Annotated in this window: 16 protein-coding genes and 1 riboswitch; of the genes, 13 read left to right on the forward strand and 3 right to left on the reverse strand. The window is 32.8% G+C overall.

The window, feature by feature from the left end; genetic code table 11:
- Window positions 1–42: 42 nt before the first annotated feature.
- The 5 genes from ACJDUH_RS15435 (at window position 43) to mglC (ending at window position 6,750) form a co-directional block, all read left to right on the forward strand.
- Window positions 43–1,818 (forward strand): sensor histidine kinase, encoded by a 1,776-nt coding sequence (locus ACJDUH_RS15435; protein ID WP_406766104.1) that lies wholly within the window; start codon window positions 43–45, stop codon window positions 1,816–1,818.
- The gene (locus tag ACJDUH_RS15440; protein ID WP_406766105.1) at window positions 1,793–2,791 is read left to right on the forward strand and encodes a substrate-binding domain-containing protein; all 999 of its coding nucleotides are present in this window, start codon (window positions 1,793–1,795) and stop codon (window positions 2,789–2,791) included. Before ACJDUH_RS15435 ends, ACJDUH_RS15440 begins: the two co-directional genes overlap by 26 nt.
- A gap of 253 nt (window positions 2,792–3,044) precedes the next feature.
- Window positions 3,045–4,085, forward strand: a complete 1,041-nt coding sequence (mglB, locus tag ACJDUH_RS15445; protein WP_406766106.1) for a galactose/glucose ABC transporter substrate-binding protein MglB — start codon at window positions 3,045–3,047, stop codon at window positions 4,083–4,085.
- Window positions 4,086–4,177: 92 nt separating this feature from the next.
- Window positions 4,178–5,701: a galactose/methyl galactoside ABC transporter ATP-binding protein MglA gene (gene mglA / locus ACJDUH_RS15450; RefSeq protein ID WP_406766107.1), complete on the forward strand. Its 1,524-nt coding sequence runs from the start codon at window positions 4,178–4,180 to the stop codon at window positions 5,699–5,701.
- Between the two features lie 17 nt (window positions 5,702–5,718).
- Window positions 5,719–6,750, forward strand: coding sequence for a galactose/methyl galactoside ABC transporter permease MglC (gene mglC, locus ACJDUH_RS15455; protein ID WP_406766108.1), 1,032 nt, complete (start codon window positions 5,719–5,721; stop codon window positions 6,748–6,750).
- A gap of 82 nt (window positions 6,751–6,832) precedes the next feature.
- Here the strand turns inward: mglC and ACJDUH_RS15460 are convergent, their stop codons facing one another.
- From ACJDUH_RS15460 to ACJDUH_RS15470, 3 genes are all read right to left on the reverse strand, one after another.
- Entirely contained in the window at window positions 6,833–8,620 is a 1,788-nt protein-coding gene (locus ACJDUH_RS15460) for an ABC transporter ATP-binding protein (protein WP_406766109.1), read from the reverse strand.
- Window positions 8,620–10,362, reverse strand: coding sequence for an ABC transporter ATP-binding protein (locus tag ACJDUH_RS15465; RefSeq protein ID WP_406766110.1), 1,743 nt, complete (start codon window positions 10,360–10,362; stop codon window positions 8,620–8,622). The genes ACJDUH_RS15460 and ACJDUH_RS15465 overlap by 1 nt, the downstream gene beginning before the upstream one ends.
- A gap of 175 nt (window positions 10,363–10,537) precedes the next feature.
- Entirely contained in the window at window positions 10,538–10,702 is a 165-nt protein-coding gene (locus ACJDUH_RS15470; protein WP_406766111.1) for a hypothetical protein, read from the reverse strand.
- A gap of 210 nt (window positions 10,703–10,912) precedes the next feature.
- A riboswitch (TPP riboswitch) is annotated at window positions 10,913–11,007 on the forward strand.
- 62 nt (window positions 11,008–11,069) lie between these two features.
- Here ACJDUH_RS15470 and thiD point away from each other — a divergent pair.
- From thiD to ACJDUH_RS15510, 8 genes are all read left to right on the forward strand, one after another.
- The gene (gene thiD, locus ACJDUH_RS15475; protein WP_406766112.1) at window positions 11,070–11,879 is read left to right on the forward strand and encodes a bifunctional hydroxymethylpyrimidine kinase/phosphomethylpyrimidine kinase; all 810 of its coding nucleotides are present in this window, start codon (window positions 11,070–11,072) and stop codon (window positions 11,877–11,879) included.
- Window positions 11,866–13,038: a putative hydroxymethylpyrimidine transporter CytX gene (gene cytX / locus ACJDUH_RS15480; protein ID WP_406766113.1), complete on the forward strand. Its 1,173-nt coding sequence runs from the start codon at window positions 11,866–11,868 to the stop codon at window positions 13,036–13,038. The genes thiD and cytX overlap by 14 nt, the downstream gene beginning before the upstream one ends.
- Window positions 13,039–13,040: 2 nt before the next feature.
- On the forward strand, window positions 13,041–13,838 hold the full coding sequence (gene thiM, locus ACJDUH_RS15485) for a hydroxyethylthiazole kinase (protein WP_406766114.1): 798 nt from the start codon (window positions 13,041–13,043) through the stop codon (window positions 13,836–13,838).
- Window positions 13,829–14,446, forward strand: coding sequence for a thiamine phosphate synthase (gene thiE, locus ACJDUH_RS15490; RefSeq protein ID WP_406766115.1), 618 nt, complete (start codon window positions 13,829–13,831; stop codon window positions 14,444–14,446). The genes thiM and thiE overlap by 10 nt, the downstream gene beginning before the upstream one ends.
- A gap of 277 nt (window positions 14,447–14,723) precedes the next feature.
- Complete coding sequence (locus ACJDUH_RS15495) at window positions 14,724–15,419, forward strand: DUF421 domain-containing protein (RefSeq protein WP_406766116.1); 696 nt, start codon at window positions 14,724–14,726, stop codon at window positions 15,417–15,419.
- A gap of 109 nt (window positions 15,420–15,528) precedes the next feature.
- Window positions 15,529–16,440, forward strand: coding sequence for a DUF4349 domain-containing protein (locus tag ACJDUH_RS15500; protein ID WP_406766117.1), 912 nt, complete (start codon window positions 15,529–15,531; stop codon window positions 16,438–16,440).
- A 142-nt stretch (window positions 16,441–16,582) separates the two neighbouring features.
- Window positions 16,583–17,119, forward strand: coding sequence for a hypothetical protein (locus tag ACJDUH_RS15505; protein ID WP_406766118.1), 537 nt, complete (start codon window positions 16,583–16,585; stop codon window positions 17,117–17,119).
- Between the two features lie 131 nt (window positions 17,120–17,250).
- On the forward strand, window positions 17,251–17,865 hold the full coding sequence (locus ACJDUH_RS15510) for a DNA-3-methyladenine glycosylase (RefSeq protein WP_406766119.1): 615 nt from the start codon (window positions 17,251–17,253) through the stop codon (window positions 17,863–17,865).
- Window positions 17,866–17,922 lie beyond the last annotated feature (57 nt).

Raw genomic sequence — 17,922 nt, forward strand, 5'->3', positions numbered from 1 at the left:
GCAAAACATTATTTATAGTTATTAAATCAAATGGAGAACTCTATGAAAAGGATTTCTAAAAAAATAAGTGAATATTTAAAATTCAAAAGTATAAGATTTATTATTACTTTTTCTTTTGCCTGTATTGCTGTTATGGCCGTCATATTTATAGGGGTACTTCTTTCAGGTAAATTTTCTAAAACTGCAGAACAAAATGTGGCATTAAGCACAACTCATGTAATAGAGCAAGTCAGCTTAAATTTAGATAATTATGAAAAGAGTATGGTTGGGATAACTAATCTTATAGAAAGAAACATAAATAATGTGTCTGAGCTTCCTAATAGCAAGCTTGAAGAAAAATTAGATGTAATTTTTGACACAAGAGATGATATTGTATCAATAGCTATATTTACCAATAAGGGAGAGTTAGTAGAGGGAACTCCCTTTTCTAAGCTTAAGAAAAATGTAAAGGTAACAGAACAGGAATGGTTTTATAAAGGAATATTAAGTTCAAATACTACCTTTCTATCTGCCCCACACGTAGAAAATTTATATGATGGAAAATACAATTGGGTACTATCCTTAAGTAAACCTGTTAGTTTTTATTACCAAGGTAAAATGACCCAGGGAGTACTTCTTATAGATCTTAATTTTAATTCAATAGAACAGCTTTGCCAAAAAGTCAATTTAGGTAAAAGAGGTTACATTTACATTTTGGATTCTAAAAATAATATTATCTATCATCCTCAGCAGGAATTAATCTACAATGGCTTAAAAAGTGAAAATAATGAAGAGGCTTATAGAAATACTTATGGAACCTTTAAACAAACGGTTAATAACGAGGAAAGATTATTAACTATTAAAAATGTAGGCTATACAGATTGGAAGGTTGTAGCTATTTCTTATATGGATGAGTTATCAGCCACAAAAAGCAGTATAACTAACTTTTCTATTATAATATTATTTCTTGGAATATTATTTATAGTTATAATTTTTATTATCATTTCAGCTAAAATTACTAACCCAATTAAACAGCTGGATGAGTCCATGAAGCTAGTAGAAGAGGGAGATCTGGATGTCAAGGTAGACATTAAGGGTGATAGGGAAGTTGTTCATTTATCTAGAAGCTTTAATTTAATGATAGCTAATATTAAGCAGCTTATGCATCAAATTGTTATTGAGCAGGAATCAAAGAGAAAAAGCGAGCTTGATGCGCTTCAAGCTCAGATTAATCCTCATTTTCTATACAACACATTGGATTCTATAGTCTGGATGGCCGAAAATGGAAAGAGTCAGGATGTTATAACTATGGTTACCTCCTTAGCAAGGCTTTTTAGAATAAGCATAAGCAGGGGTAAAAATATTATCACAGTTAGGGAAGAATTGGAGCATGCAAAAAATTATCTTATTATTCAAAAGATAAGATATAAAAGTAAATTTAATTTTAGTATTGAGGCAGAGGATGAAATTCTACAATATAAAACTTTAAAATTAGTTATACAGCCAATTATTGAAAATGCGCTTTATCATGGGATTGAATATATGGTAGAAGAGGGCTTTATAAAAATAAGGGCAAAAAAAGTAGAAGAGATGCTATTGTTTGAAATTAAAGATAATGGTTTAGGCATGAAATCTGAGGTGTTAGAAAATATTTTATCCTATACTTCTAATACTAATAGAGGAGGTTCTGGGGTGGGTGTAAAAAACGTGCATGAAAGAATACAATTGACATTTGGAAAAGAGTATGGGCTTGAAATAGAAAGTGAGCTTGAAGAAGGAACTACTGTAAGAATTTATCTTCCATTATTTAAGGATGAAGAATATGAAAAATATATATAGAATAAATAAAAAGATAATTACATTAACTCTTATCATAATAATAGTATTTTCTTTCACTTCCTGTAACAAAAAACTGGGAAACGACAATACTGATACTAGAAAAAATATCGAATTCATAGTGAAAATGAGGAGCGGAGAATATTGGACAACAGTTCAAATGGGGGCAAATGATGCGGCTAAGGAATTCAATGTAAATATGAATTTCATAGCTCCAGATACCGAAGAGGATATTGAAGGCCAGAAGAAGCTGGTAAATGAGGCAATAGATAAGAAGGTAGATGCTATAGTACTTTCAGCTAGTGATTATGAGAAAATGTCAGGTGTGGTAAATAATGCAGCCGCAAATAAAATACCAGTAGTTTTAATAGATTCAGGAGTAAACTCAGATAAGCCGGTATCTTTTATTTCCTCTGACAATGTAAAAGCAGGTAAGCTTGCAGGAGAAAAATTAATTGAAAATGTAGGTAGAAACTCCAAAGTAGCAATATTAAACTTTGTTGAAGGCAGTGAAAGTGCAATGGATCGAGAAAAAGGTGTTATAGACGTACTTTCAAATTATCCTAATGTAAAATTAGTAGCAAAAGAGTATTGCGGTTCAAATGAAGCCATGGCAGAAAGTTTAACTAGAAGCATTATATCCATGGACAAAGGTTTAAAGGGCATAGTAGCTTTAAACTCAGCTGCAGCATTAGGTGCAGCAAGAGCTTTAGAGGAATTAGGGCTTTCAGGTAAAATAAAGCTCATAACCTTTGATAGCACTATCTTAGAACTTCAATTCATAGAAAAAGGAGTAATTCAAGGTACAGTTGTACAAAATCCATTTAAGATGGGCTATTTGGGAGTGGAGTATGCAGCCATGGCCGCAAGAGGAAATAAGGTTCCTAAGAATGAAAATATAGATTTAAAGGTTATTGATAAATATAATATTTATGACCCTGAAAATCAAAGGTTTATATTTCCATTTACAAAATAGTTCTATCATTCACTATAAATATATTGTATAGCTATAATATATAAAATTTAGATCAAGGAATAAATTTTATATGTTTTAGCTTTTTTTTATTTCAATTTTATATTTTTAGCTAGCTCAAAATGAAACCGTTTTAATTCAGTAGAATTTTTATATAAATACATAGAATTTTATATTATTATTCGGACAAGGCCGTGATATCATAATAATAGCAGTAAAAAATTAATATTAATAATTTTATAAGGGGGAAATATTAATGAATAAAAAAGTTATGGCTGTTGTTATGGCAGCTGCAGTAGTTCTTGCTGGATGTTCCTCAAAAACTCCAACAACAACTCCTGGAAGTTCTACTTCATTACCAAAAATCGGTGTAACAATTTACAAGTATGATGACAACTTTATGTCCTTCGTTAGAAGAGCTATCGAAACAGGTGCAAAAGACAAGGCTGATTTAACTGTAGTTGACTCTCAAAATGACCAATCAAAGCAAAACGACCAAGTTGATACACTACTTGCAAAAGGTGTTAAGTCTTTAGCTATTAACTTAGTTGATCCTAAAGCTGCTCAAACTATAGTAGATAAGGCAAAAGCTAAAAATGTACCAGTTGTATTCTTTAACAAAGAGCCAGATGCTTCTGTATTAAAGGGCTATGATAAAACTTGGTATGTTGGAACAGAATCTAAACAATCAGGAATTCTTCAAGGACAACTTATAGTTGATCAATGGAATAAAAACAAAGCTAAATGGGATTTAAATCATGATAATACAATACAATATGTATTATTAAAAGGTGAACCAGGACATCCAGATGCTGAAGCTAGAACAAAATATGTTATAGACACTATAAAAGCTGCTGGTATCAATGTTCAAGAATTAGCAATGGACACAGCAATGTGGGATACAGCTAAAGCAACTGATAAAATGGATGCTTGGCTAGCTAAGAATAATGGTAAGATAGAAATGGTTATAGCTAACAATGATGCTATGGCTCTAGGTGCTATTGCTTCCTTAGAAAAAGCAGGATACTTTACTGGTGACAAGTTTATGCCAGTTGTTGGAGTTGACGCTATTCCAGATGCTTTAACTAAGATTAAAGATGGTAAGATGATAGGAACAGTTTTAAATGATGCTAAAAACCAAGGTCAAGCTACTCTTGATTTAGCTATAAATGCAGCTAACGGAAAAGATCCTGTAGCTGGAACTCAATGGAAGCTAGATGACAATAAGTCAGTTCGTGTTCCTTATATAGCAATTACTAAAGATAACTTAAGTGTTGCTGAAGAAGCATATAAATAAATAAGTGAATATGAGGTACACTTTTATGGGTGTACCTCATATCATTTTAATTGGCAGCATATTATTTATTATCAAAGCAAGGAGGTAAAACCATGGAAAACGCAACCAGGGAAAGCAATAAAGATCAATATGTACTTGAGATGGTGAACATATCTAAGGAATTTCCTGGGGTAAAGGCATTGTCTGGAGTAACTCTAAAAGTTAGGCCAGGAACAGTTCACTCCTTAATGGGGGAAAATGGTGCTGGAAAATCAACCTTGATGAAATGTTTATTTGGAATATATCATAAGGATGAAGGAGAAATTCTCCTAAATGGAAAACAAGTTGATTTTCAAAATTCCAAGCAGGCCTTAGATCATGGTGTGTCAATGGTACACCAAGAGCTAAACCAAGTTAGACAACGTAACGTATTAGATAATATTTGGCTTGGAAGATATCCTGAAAAGGGTGGTTTCATTAATGAACAAAAGATGTATGAAGATACAAAGAAGATTTTTAAAGAATTAGACATTAATATTGATCCAAGACAAAGAACAGGAAGTCTTTCGGTTTCACAAGCGCAGATGGTGGAAATTGCAAAAGCAGTTTCTTATGATTCAAAAGTTTTAGTTTTAGACGAGCCAACTTCTTCACTTACTGAAAAAGAGGTTGATCATCTTTTTAAAATCATTGAAAAATTAAAGAGCAAGAATGTCGGAATTATATATATTTCTCATAAGATGGAAGAGATTCTTAAAATTTCTGATGATGTAACAATCATGAGAGACGGTCAGTGGATTGCTACAAAAGAGGCTAAGGAACTGACAACAGAGATGATAATAAATATGATGGTTGGCAGAGATTTATCAAATCGTTTCCCAGAAAAGAGTAACGAACCTGGTAAAGTAATTTTAGAGGTTAGAAATTTAACAGCTGAAAATCAACCATCAATTAAAGATATAAGCTTTGACCTTCGAGAAGGAGAAATTCTCGGAGTTGCAGGCCTTGTTGGGGCTAAGAGAACTGATATATTAGAAGGTTTATTTGGAATTAGAAAATTAAAGACAGGAAATATTACTCTTCATGGCAAAGAAATTAAGAATAAAAGTGCTCAAATGGCTATGAAACACGGCTTTGCAATGCTTACTGAAGAAAGACGTCTAACAGGTATTTTTGATAGATTATCTATTAGTTTCAATTCTATAATAGCAAACATAGAAAAATATATAGGGACCTTTGGACTGCTTTCTAATAAAAATATAGAAAAGGATACTCAATGGGTTATTGATTCTATGAGGGTTAAGACACCTTCACAAAGAACTGCTATTGGTAATCTTTCTGGTGGAAACCAGCAAAAGGTAATTATAGGGAGATGGCTTCTAACAAAGCCTGAAATACTAATGCTTGATGAACCAACAAGAGGAATAGACGTTGGTGCTAAGTATGAGATATATCAGCTAATGAATAATCTAGCAGCTGAAGGCAAGGGAATCATAATGGTATCTTCAGAGATGCCAGAACTTCTAGGAACTACCGATAGAATCCTGGTTATGAGTAACGGAAGACTAGCAGGAATAGTAGATACTAAAACTACTAATCAGGCAGAAATAATGAAACTCTCAGCAATGTATCTATAGGAAGGAGGAAAACAATAATGGAAAAACTAAAAGCTTCTTTTAAAAATAATAATATTAAAGATCTTTTAATGAATAATGCAATTTATATTGTCTTAGTAGCATTATTCATTGTAATTATAGCAATTTCACCAGACTTTTTAACAGTAAATAACTTTAGAAATATATTAGCTCAAGCGTCTACACGTATGATAATAGCACTTGGAATAGGAGGTATCCTTATTGTTCAGGGTACCGACCTTTCAGCAGGCCGTAATGTTGGTTTTGCAGCAGTAATCTCTGCATCTCTACTACAGGCTACTGACTATGCTTACAGAATGTATCCTCACTTACAAAAACTGCCCCTATGGGTTCCTATATTAGTAGCAGTTGCAGTATGTGCAACAGTTGGACTTTTTAATGGTATTATAGTGGCAGTTTTTAAAGTTCCCCCTTTTATTGCAACTCTAGGAACTATGCTTATAGTATATGGATTAAATTCCACATATTTTGACAGGCCGCCTTATGGAGCTCAGCCAATTGGAGGATTAGATAAAGATTTCACTAATTTCGCTGTTGGAAGCTTATTTGGTAAAGGAGACTATTCAATCCCATACTTGGTTATATATGCAGCTATAGTAACAGTACTTATATATATATTATGGAATAAAACACGTTATGGCAAAAACATGTATGCTATAGGTGGTAACCCTGAAGCAGCTGCTGTATCAGGTGTAAATGTTGTTAAATACCTAATATTAATATATGTAATAGGCGGCGCACTATTTGGTTTTGCTGGTGCACTAGAAGCTGGACGTGTAGGAAGCGCTACAAACAATACTGGTAATATGTATGAAATGGATGCCATTGCAGCCTGCGTTGTCGGCGGTGTTTCTATATATGGAGGTATTGGTACAGTACCAGGAATTTTAACAGGAGTATTAATATTTCAGGTTATAAATTATGGACTAGCATTTATTGGTGTTAATGCTTATATGCAGTATATTATAAAAGGATTAATTATAGTATTTGCAGTTGCAATTGATATTAGAAAATACCTTAAGAAGAAATAATATCTAAAACAAATTTAAGGGGTACTTCAGATTGAAGTACCCCTTTCATCATAAAACCAGATATGTCATATACCGACTTCTTTTAAGCTCCTTCATTAAGGAATTTATATTGAGACATATACAAATCATAATAAAGACCTTTTGAAAGCATAAGTTCTTCATGGGTTCCTGCTTCTACAATGGTTCCATCATTTACAACCATAATCTTGTCACAGTCTCTTATAGTTGAAAGTCTATGGGCTATAACGAAGGAAGTTCTGCCATGCAATAGCTTTTGAATACCTCTTTGAACAAGCCTTTCTGTTTGTGTATCAATATTAGATGTAGCTTCATCTAATATTAATATTCTAGGATTAGCAAGAAGAGCTCTAGCGAAGGATATCAGCTGTCTTTGCCCTACTGAAAGCCTGGAACCTCTTTCATTTACCTCAGTGTCATAGCCGTTTTCAAGCTTCATTATGAAATCATGAGCACTTACTGCCTTTGCAGCTGCCATAACCTCATCGTCTGTTGCATCCAGCCTTCCATATCTTATATTTTCTTTAATTGTAGTAGAGAATAAAAAGGTATCTTGCAGCATTATTCCCATTTGGCTTCTTAAGGACTCCAGTTCCACATTCTTAACGTCCTTACCGTCAATTAGAACATCACCCTTTTGTGTATCATAGAAGCGGCTTACTAAATTTACAATTGTAGTTTTACCAGCTCCTGTAGGTCCAACTAAGGCTATTGTTTCCCCAGCATTTATTTTAAAACTTACATTGTCTAGTACTACTGTACCATCCTCATAACCGAAGGTAACATTTTTAAACTCTACCTGGCCTTTTATTTTAGGCATTTTTATTGCACTGTTAATATCTATAATATCCGGCTTAATATCCATTATTTCAAAGATTCTTTCAGCAGCAGCAAGATTCATAATCAAGGTATTATAAAAGTTGCTTATTTCAAGAATTGGTCTCCAAAACATTCCTATATACATGGTAAAGGCTATAATAGTTCCTAGTGATATAGAACTATCACCAATAAGCTTAGCACTGTACCAGTAAACTATAACAGTTCCTACTCCCCAAGAGGTATCAACCAAAGGCCAAAATAAGTCGTTTAATCTAACAGCACTTATAAAGGAATTCATCATATCCTTTACTAATTGAAGAAAGTTTTTTGAAGTCCTTTCTTCGCTGGCGAAGGCTTTTACAACTCTTATGCCTGAGAAGTCCTCATGTGTATAGGCATTAAAGGTAGATCGCTTTCTTCTATATTCCTGCCACCTTTTTCTTGAAAATGTCTCAATGGAAAACATACAAATTCCAAGTACGGGCAGAAGTATTATAGATGCTAGAGCAAGCTTTACATTTAAATAAAACATCATAGCCCCTACACAAATTATAGTTAATACCTGAGGAATAAAGTTAGCTACACTATTATTAAACAAATCCTGAAGGGAATTAACATCACCGATTACCCTTGCAAGTATCTTTCCTACGGGTCTATTATCGAAAAAGGAAAAGGAAAGCTTTTGAATATGAGTATATAAATCATGTCTTATTTTTAAAAGTATATCATTTGTAACGGCTGCCATCTTAATCATTCTTATTCTGGAGGCAATCATTGCAAAGAAATTGATAATAACCATAAAAACTCCTAGCATTAAGAGACCTTTGACATCATTGTTTTTAATATTATTATCAATAGCTTCCTTAAGCAAAAAAGGATTAATAATGTTAACTATCATTACTAAAATTAGAAGAATTAAAACTATGAAAATCTTCAATTTATAGTTTTTAAGATAGCTAAAAAGCCTCGCTGACATTTCATAATTAGAGAGTCTTTTTAAGTCTTCATCTTGTCTTGTGGTGTTTCTAGCCATTATACCACCTCCACTTCATCGTGTATTTCGTTAAAGTCTTTAAACTGCTCGCAGTATATATCATAGTACTTGCCCTTTTTAGCTATAAGCTCATCATGACTTCCACTTTCTACTATATGACCATCCTCAACATACAGGATTTGATCAGCATTTTTTACTGCTGAAATTCTATGAGCTATTATAAAGGTTGTAGCAGCTTTATGGCTTTCATTTAAGTTTTTAAGAAGTCTGTATTCAGTTTCCATGTCTAGCGCAGAGGTTGCATCATCCAATATTAAAATATTGGAATTTCTTATAAGAGCTCTAGCAATTGATAAACGTTGTTTTTGACCACCTGAAAGGCCGATTCCTCTTTCGCCAATCATGGTATCAAATTTATCTTCTAATTCCTCAATGAAATCTAAAGCGCAGGCTAATCTGCAGGCTTCTTTTATTTCCTCCATAGTTGCATTTTCACTGCCAAAGCGAATATTTTCTTCAATGCTGGCTGAAAATAAGAAGGTATCTTGCTGAACTACGGACATTTTGCTTCTCAAATCATTTAAATTTACTTCTCTTATATCATAGTTATCTACATAAATTGCACCCTCACTTACATCATAATATCTGCCTATAAGATTAACTATTGAGGATTTGCCAGAGCCTGTAGTTCCCATTATGGCCACAGTACTGCCAGCCTTTATTTTTAAATTTACATCTTTTAATACATAATCTTCTTTGTATTTGAAGGATACATTTTTGAATTCTATATCTCCTCGTATAATAGGCAGCCTTAAGGAGTCGTCACTATCCGTAATATTAGGCTTTATATCCATAATTTTTGCTATCTTTTTTGCAGAAGCATTAGTTTGAGCAATTAAATTTGTAAGCCAGCCAAGCATTCTCATAGGCCAAACAAGCATCCAAATATATCCACTGAAAGCCACTAGAGTGCCTATTGACATTGATTCCTTCATAACAAATATTCCACCAACTGCAACAAGCAGCACAATTGATATATTTGTTAAAAATTCAATTGGAGGAAAGTAATCTGCAATTATCCGGTTCTGTTCCATACCTAAATTAAAGTTTTCTTGATTAAGTTTTAAAAACTTCAATATTTCATGCTTTTCTCTAGCAAAGGCCTTAACTAATCTTACACCTGCTATATTTTCCTGGGCAGCAGTATTTAATATAACGCCTTGATCGCTTAATTTTCCATAGGACTCTCCGATTTTCTTTTCAAATTTAAGTGCAAGGTAAGCTATAGGAGGCATTCCTATAAGACACACTATGGTCAGTTTCCAATTTAAAAAGAATAGTATAGCAGAAGCTACTATGAAATATATGGCATTTTCTATAAATAATCTTATACCGAAGGAGACACTTCTCCATACATTATCTACATCTTCGCCTATTCTTGACATAAGTTCTCCAGTGTTCATATTGTCAAAATAGCTAAAAGGAAGAGTTTGAATATGATCAAATAAATCCTTTTTAATATCTATGCTAATTTTTGCAGACAGTACATCAAACAGATATTCTTTAACATAACCAAGCACAGCTCTGCTTATAGTTATAGATAAAAACCCAAGCAGGATAATCCATAAAAGATTATTTTCACCGCCTATAAATACCTTATCAGTAATTTCTTTCTGGAGATATGGGTTAAACATATCTAATGCTATGGCCAATGTCATTGCAAGTGATGGGATTATAACCATCCATTTGTATCTCCACACATATTTAAGAACTGGTTTCATTCTAATATCCCCCCTTCATACTTTAAGTTAAATTTTTGTTAGAATGAAAAAACCATGGTTATCCCATGGCTCACATAATCTTATAAGATAGTTTACTTATAAAATTCATATAAAAAGGCCATGGGTTTTTGCAGCCCATGACCAGTATTTCATATTAATGAAAAACCGTTTAGTATCAAGGTGTGGTCACCGATACGAAGGCAGGGCTACCATATGAAAATTTAGATAATATGCCACTAAATGCCACACTAATTCCATTAATGGACATAGTAATGCCATTAGTTCTGTTATTTACGCTGTTCATTTTTTGTCTTTTTACAGATGACATATTTACTAACATTTTTCCTACCTCCTTTTAAAATTTAAAATAACTTCTTAAAATATAATACAACTCTTTACAACTTCTGTCAATAATTTTTATGAAAAATATTGTAAATTTAGAATATCCTCTTATTAATTTATTTTTTATATATGATATTGAGTACAAAATTATATTAATGTATTGAAATATTTTATGTAATTATGTAAAATGACATTGTAACTAATAGAATATTATAAGCAGGGGTGCTTTTAGCTGAGAGGAAAATCCAACCCTTAGAACCTGATTTGGTTAGTACCAACGAAGGGAGCGTAACTAAAATTAGTCAATTGTCTAATTCAATGTGCTGCCTTGCAGCACATTTTTTTACTTTATAGGAGGGATTCAAATGAAGAAAGTATTAACTATAGCAGGCTCAGACAGCTGCGGAGGAGCAGGAATACAGGCAGATTTAAAAACCATGAGTGCCTTAGGAGTTTATGGCATGAGTGTTATTACTGCTGTTACTGCACAAAATACCACAGGGGTATACGACGTCCAAGAAATAGATAAAAAGGTTATAGAGGCTCAAATAAGGTGCATTTTTGAGGACATCGAAGTAGATGCAGTAAAGATAGGTATGGTTTCAGATGCGGAAATTATAAAGGTTATAAGAGAGCTTCTAATAAAATATAAGGCAAAAAATATAGTGCTTGATCCAGTAATGGTATCTAAAAGTGGCTATTTTCTTTTAAAGCCTGAAGCAGTTAATGAGCTTAAAAATCTTATTGCCATTGCTGATATAGTTACTCCCAATATTCCTGAGGCAGAGGTTTTAACTGAACTCAAAATTACAAGCCAAAAGGAAATGGAGCTTGCTGCAATAGGCATAAATAAGCTAGGTGTAAAAAATGTACTTGTTAAAGGCGGGCATAGGTGTAATGATGCCAATGATGTCCTTCTAACAGGGGGTAAGTTTGTAACTATAAATGGACACCGCATAGCTACTAAAAATACTCATGGAACAGGATGTACACTATCCTCAGCTATAGCTTCATATATTGCTAAGGGATTTTCAATTAAAGAAGCTGTGACTTTATCAAAGGAGTATATCACAAAGGCCATAGAAAACTCCTTTCCTATAGGTAAAGGGGTAGGTCCTGTTGGCCATTTTATAGAAGTTTATAAGAAAGCAGGAGTGTGCTATGAAGAAGATTAAAAATTCATCAATGTTTTTACTATGGGTTGGAGCTGCTATATCAATAACTGAAATCTATACTGGGGGCATTATAGCTCCCCTAGGTGTAACAAAGGGGCTTTTAGCAATTATTATAGGACACATAATTGGTACTGCTTTTTTGGCCATTGGAGGTTATATTTCCTTTAGAGACAACAAAAACGCTATGGATAAGGTTAGAGACTCCATGGGAAGCATAGGTGCTAAAATTATAGCACTACTAAATATACTTCAATTAATAGGCTGGTCAGCTATTATGATTATACAAGGTGGACGTGCTTTAAATAGTGTTATACCAGGTCTAAGCTTTAACTTTTCTCTTTTACTTATGGCTTTGGCAGTCTTTATATGGGCATATTCCTTTAATAACTATTCAAAGCTTGTTAATGATATATCTGTAGTGGTATTAATCATTGTCTGCATATTAATGTTCTTTAAGGTACAAGGATCTGCACCTGCAGCAATAAATGGTACTATGAGCTTTACTACAGCTATAGAACTTGCTATAGCAATGCCTGTATCCTGGCTTCCTCTTATAGGAGATTATGCAAAGGATGGTGAGAGTAAAGAAGGGGTAGTTATCTGGAGCTTTTTAGGCTACTTTCTTGGAAGTGTTTTGATGTATACCTTAGGTCTATTAATAACTGTAAAAACAGGGAAGGATGTAATAGTGTTTATTGCAGGTACCGGTCTTAGTGCAGCAGCAGCTTTGGTAATTGTGCTTTCTACTGTAACTACAACTTTTTTAGACATATTTTCAGCAGTAATTTCATCAAAACAGATTATTAAAATTAAAAATGAAAATAATTATATAATTTTATATTCAATAATTGCAACAGTTATTGCCTTTATCTTCCCAATTGAAAACTACCAAAATTTCCTACTAACAATTGGAAGTATATTTGTACCTGTTTATATAATTGTTTTTTCAGAATATGCTTTGAAAGGAAATTGGAATAATAAGAGTTTAAATATAGTTGGTCTTATGGCTGCTGTACTAGGTACATTGATTTACAACTATTTTAATAAAGTTTCCTTTGGAATACCAACAGTTTTTGTATTTGTTATTTTATTAATATTATATTATTTACCTAAAAAGTTAATTAAAAATATTAATTTAGTGAAGAAAGAGGAGTGTTAATAATGCTTAATGAAGCAGCAAAAGTTATTACAAAGGTAAGAAATAAGGTTCCACTAGTACAAGCTATAACAAATTATGTTACGGTAAACGACTGTGCAAACATTTTGTTAGCATTTGGTGCATCACCTGCCATGGTAGAAGCTTACGATGAGGTTTATGATTTTGCAGCAATGTCTTCAGCTGTATATATAAATTTAGGAACCTTAACTAAGGAACAGGAGGAAGCAGCTGTACTAGCAAGTATTTCTGCCAAGGTTAATAATGTGCCAGTTGTGCTTGATCCAGTTGCCTGCTCAGTAATTCCACGAAAGAATTTAGTTATAAAAAGAATGCTGGAACTTGGTAGAGTAGATGTAATAAAAGGAAATGGCGGGGAAATTAAGTTTTTAGCAGGACAAGCTTCAAAGGCAAGAGGGGTAGATTCAGTTGATGATGGAGAAGGTCTTGAGGAGGCCTGCATAGACTTAGCTAAAAAGTACAACTGCGTAGTTGCAGCAACAGGTAAGGAAGATATTATTACAAATGGTGCAAGGGTTGCAATTATTCAAAATGGAGTAGAAATGCTTACGAAGATTACAGGAGCAGGATGCATGCTTGGAGCTCTTTGTAGTGCAGCGATTGGTGCAGAAAAAGACAGCTTTATTGCTGTAGTAAATGCAGTACTTTCTATGAATTTAGCAGGTGAAGCAGCCTATGAGGAGGTACAGCTTCCAGGTAGCTTTAGAACGAAGCTTATAGATAATATCTATTTACTTTCTGAAGAAAAATATATGAAGGAAGGAAAGGTAATATGGAAATAGATTATAGTCTCTATTTAGTTACTGATAGAAGCTTTTTGGGAAATAAGAGCTTAAAAGATGCTATAAGTGAAGCCATAGAAGGCGGAGTATCTTTTATTCAAATAAGAGAAAAGGATATTTCTACTAGAGCTTTTTACAATATTGCATCTGAGGTAAAAGAGGTAACTGATTACTATAAGGTTCCGCTAGTGGTAAACGACAGAATAGACATAGCACAGGCCATTGATGCTGATGGAGTACATCTAGGACAAAGTGATATGCCAATTCAAGTAGCAAGAAAGATACTAGGTAAGAATAAAATAATAGGTATTTCAGTAGAAAACGTAAAAGAAGCCAAAGTGGCAGAGGAAAATGGTGCTGATTATGTGGGTGTGGGAACTATATTTTACACTGGAACTAAAAAGGATATTAATAAACCTATAGGACTAGAAGGGCTTAAAGAAGTATGTAGTTCAATTAAAATACCTAAGGTAGCCATTGGTGGAATAAATAAAAACAACCTTAAAGATATTCTCAAAGCTGGAGTGGATGGCGCAGCAATTATATCTGCCATACTAGGTGAAAAGGATATTAAGGAAGCTTCAAAATTATTAAAAAATTTATTTTAAAAACATGAAAGTGAGCATTAATGCTCACTTTTTTTGATTTCCAATTATACAATTCATACCTCAGTCATATTATATAATATAAAAAATTAAGGGTGGAGATAAAATGGACCTATTATTTTTTGTATTTATAGCTTTAATTTTATTAGTTGTTATTATAACAGAGAGCAGAGAAAAAAAGAAGATAAAGGAGAATATAAATAAAGTCATAAAATGAAAAAGCATAAATTCTTCAAAATTAAAAAACCTATGTTATATACTAAAGATTTTGGAGGAATTTATGAAGGAATATTTTTTGACTTTTTTAAAATCAATTATTTCATACATAGTATTACTTATACTAACTAGAGTTATGGGTAAAAAGCAGCTTTCTCAGATGACTTCCTTTGATTATGTTGTAAGCATTACTATAGGTTCTATTGCAGCAGCCATTAGCGTAGATAGAAGGATAAATGATATAGATGGTTTAATTGCAGTATTGAGCTGGGCTACTTTACCTATAATTACAGGATTCATAGGCTTAAAAAGCGTTAAATTTAGAAGGCTTACTGATGGTGAAAGCACTATTCTAATTGATAAAGGACAAGTAAATGATAATAACATGAGAAAAGCCCGTTATAATATGAAAGATTTACTAATGCAGCTTAGACAAAAGGACATCTTTGACCTAGCTGAAGTTGATTTTGCACTGCTAGAACCTAATGGGCAGCTAAGTGTACTCAAAAATCAGGAGCTTCATAATGTTACCTTAAAGGATTTAAATATTAAAGTACCATATAAGGGCATGGTAATAGATATTATAGTTAATGGGGAAATAATTTATGATCATTTAAATATGATAAAAAAAGATGAGAAGTGGCTTAAAGATCAACTTAATAATAAACAAATCAAAGATATTAAAGACATTATTTATGCGGGTTTTACTAATGACGAAAAGCTAGAAGTCGTATTAATGAACAATTTAAAATCAAAGTAAAATAAAAAAATAGGAAGGTAATTTCCTGTTTTTTTATTTTATGGTATCCTTTTGATTTTTCTTACGTATATATAAGTAAAATTCTGCATCTTAATGAGGAGGATTTAATATGAGAAAAATAAAGTTAACATGTGTTATATTAACTTTAATATTATTATTTGCAGGCTGTGGCAGCAAGACTGCCTCTAAAAACTCAGCTAGCACTGCCCCACAAGCTGCTAGCGGCTTAAATGCTGCAGACCAATCAGCTAATTCTAATTTATCCATATCAAATGGAAGTACTGCTGATAGTGCTAAAGGTAACACCGTCACTAATACTAAATTAGAAAAAAAGACAGATCAAGAAACGAAAATAATAAGATTTTGTACTTTGCTAATTCAAGAGGATGACCTAGGAAAGCTTTCAGACAGCATTCAAAAGAAAACCAAGGAGCTTGGAGGCTACATTGAAAGTGACAATACAATGGAGCAAAGAATTACTACAGTTGTAAGAATCCCTTCAGATAAGTTTGATGAATTTGTAAAGTTTACAGAAGATGGGTACAAGGTTGTTAATAAAAATATAACCACAAATAACATTACAGATGCCTATGTGGACAATGATGCGAGACTTAAAAATTTAAGAGCTCAAGAAGATCAAATATTAACAATTCTTAAAAAGGCAAATACCGTGGATGAAGTACTGAAGGTTCAGGCAGAACTTTATAGAATAAGGGGGGAAGCAGATTCTCTTGAGGCTATGAAAAAAAGCTGGGATAAGCAGGTTGATTATTCAACAATAACAATAAATGCTGACAAAAAGGCAATAGTACCGGATAGCAAGAAAACCATAATAGGTGGAAGTGAGTTTTTTAAGGCTATAGGAAAGGGCTTCTCAAATACTTCTATTGCAATAATATTGTTTCTTGAAAATTTACTGATCTTTATCTTCTCTAATATAATTGTGCTAGGAATACTGGGAGTAGCAGGCTTCTTTGGTTTTAGATGGTATAAGAAAAACAATAAAATAGATTCTAAATAAAATTGCCTCTGTATTTTCTATTATTTTGCTAAACTCAGTAGCTGCTATGGAATTTTGTAGAAAATTACTGTTTACTTGCATAATAATGAAAAAAATTGGTAAAACTACATAAATAAATATGTAGTTTTAGGAGGCATATAAAATGGTTAGCGACAGCAATAATAGTAATAATAATAATATGAACTCTTTAGATGATTATTTTAATTATAGCAGTTCTAATGATACAGAAATGGCTCAAGAAATTAGTAATTTAAAGGAACAATTAAGCAGTATGCAGCAAACCCTTTATGATATGCAGAGCAATTCATATGGAGGAACCAGTAATGGAGGTTCTGGAGATAGTAATAGCAACCAAAGTTCTTCAAACAATAATCAAAGTAAAAATAACAATTCAAAGGGCGGAGAAAAGGAAAATGCAATGCAGCAGCTTGCAAAGCAGATGAATGATTTTAGAAATGAAGCACAAAAGCAGCAGCAGCAAATCCAGCAGCAGGTTCAAAAGTCCATAGAACAGGCTATGGCAGCCCTCCAGCAGGTTAATGAGCAATTAAAATCTAATGAGGCACTGTCTCAAATGAATCTGTTTATGGAGCAGGCCCAACAGCAAATGGGTTCTATAGGGTCTTCAGACAAGCAAAGTGATGAAAAAAATAAATCAAATTCAAATAAAAATAAGTAAACTAATACAATTATGACACGAGAATATGAGAAAGGTGCATTTAGGCTTATAATAATTATATAGCCATTAAAAGGATGCCGTTTTTCTAATATGTTTTCGTGTCTGTATTTATGTGGGGAAGGAATGATAGCTTGAAAAAACTTAACAGGGATTTTTATATGAGAGATAGCGTAACAGTAGCAAAGGATTTGCTTGGTAAGTATCTTGTGAATAAAGCCGAGGGAGAAGAAATAATAGGGAAAATAGTGGAAGTAGAAGCGTATATGGGACCAAAAGATAAGGCGGCTCATTCCTATAATAATAGAAGAACTGAAAGAAATGAAGTTATGTATGGTCTAGGCGGATTTTCCTATGTTTATTTTATATACGGAATGTATCACTGCATGAATGTAGTTGTAGAGGAGATAGGCAAGCCTCAGGCAATACTGATTAGAGCATTAGAACCTATTTCTAATATGGATGCCATGGCAATAAATAGATACAATAAAAGTAAAGAGGAATTAAATAAAAGTGAAGTAAAGGGACTTACTAACGGCCCGGGAAAACTTTGCAGGGCTTTAAAAATAGATAGAATGGATAATGCAAAAAACTTATGTGGAGATGAATTATATATTATGTCTGATGAAAATAAAGCATCTTTTGAAATGGTGAGCACTACTCGTATAAATATAGATTATGCTGAAGAGGCAGCCTTCTATCCTTGGAGATTTTATATTAAGAATAATCCATATGTTTCTAAAAAATAAAATTAATTGACAAGTTTTTTATTATATATGTAGTATAATAGTATATAATTGGCTTAG

Origin of the sequence: Candidatus Clostridium radicumherbarum, assembly GCF_045310525.1 — a bacterium.
Taxonomy (GTDB): domain Bacteria; phylum Bacillota; class Clostridia; order Clostridiales; family Clostridiaceae; genus Clostridium_AT; species Clostridium_AT radicumherbarum.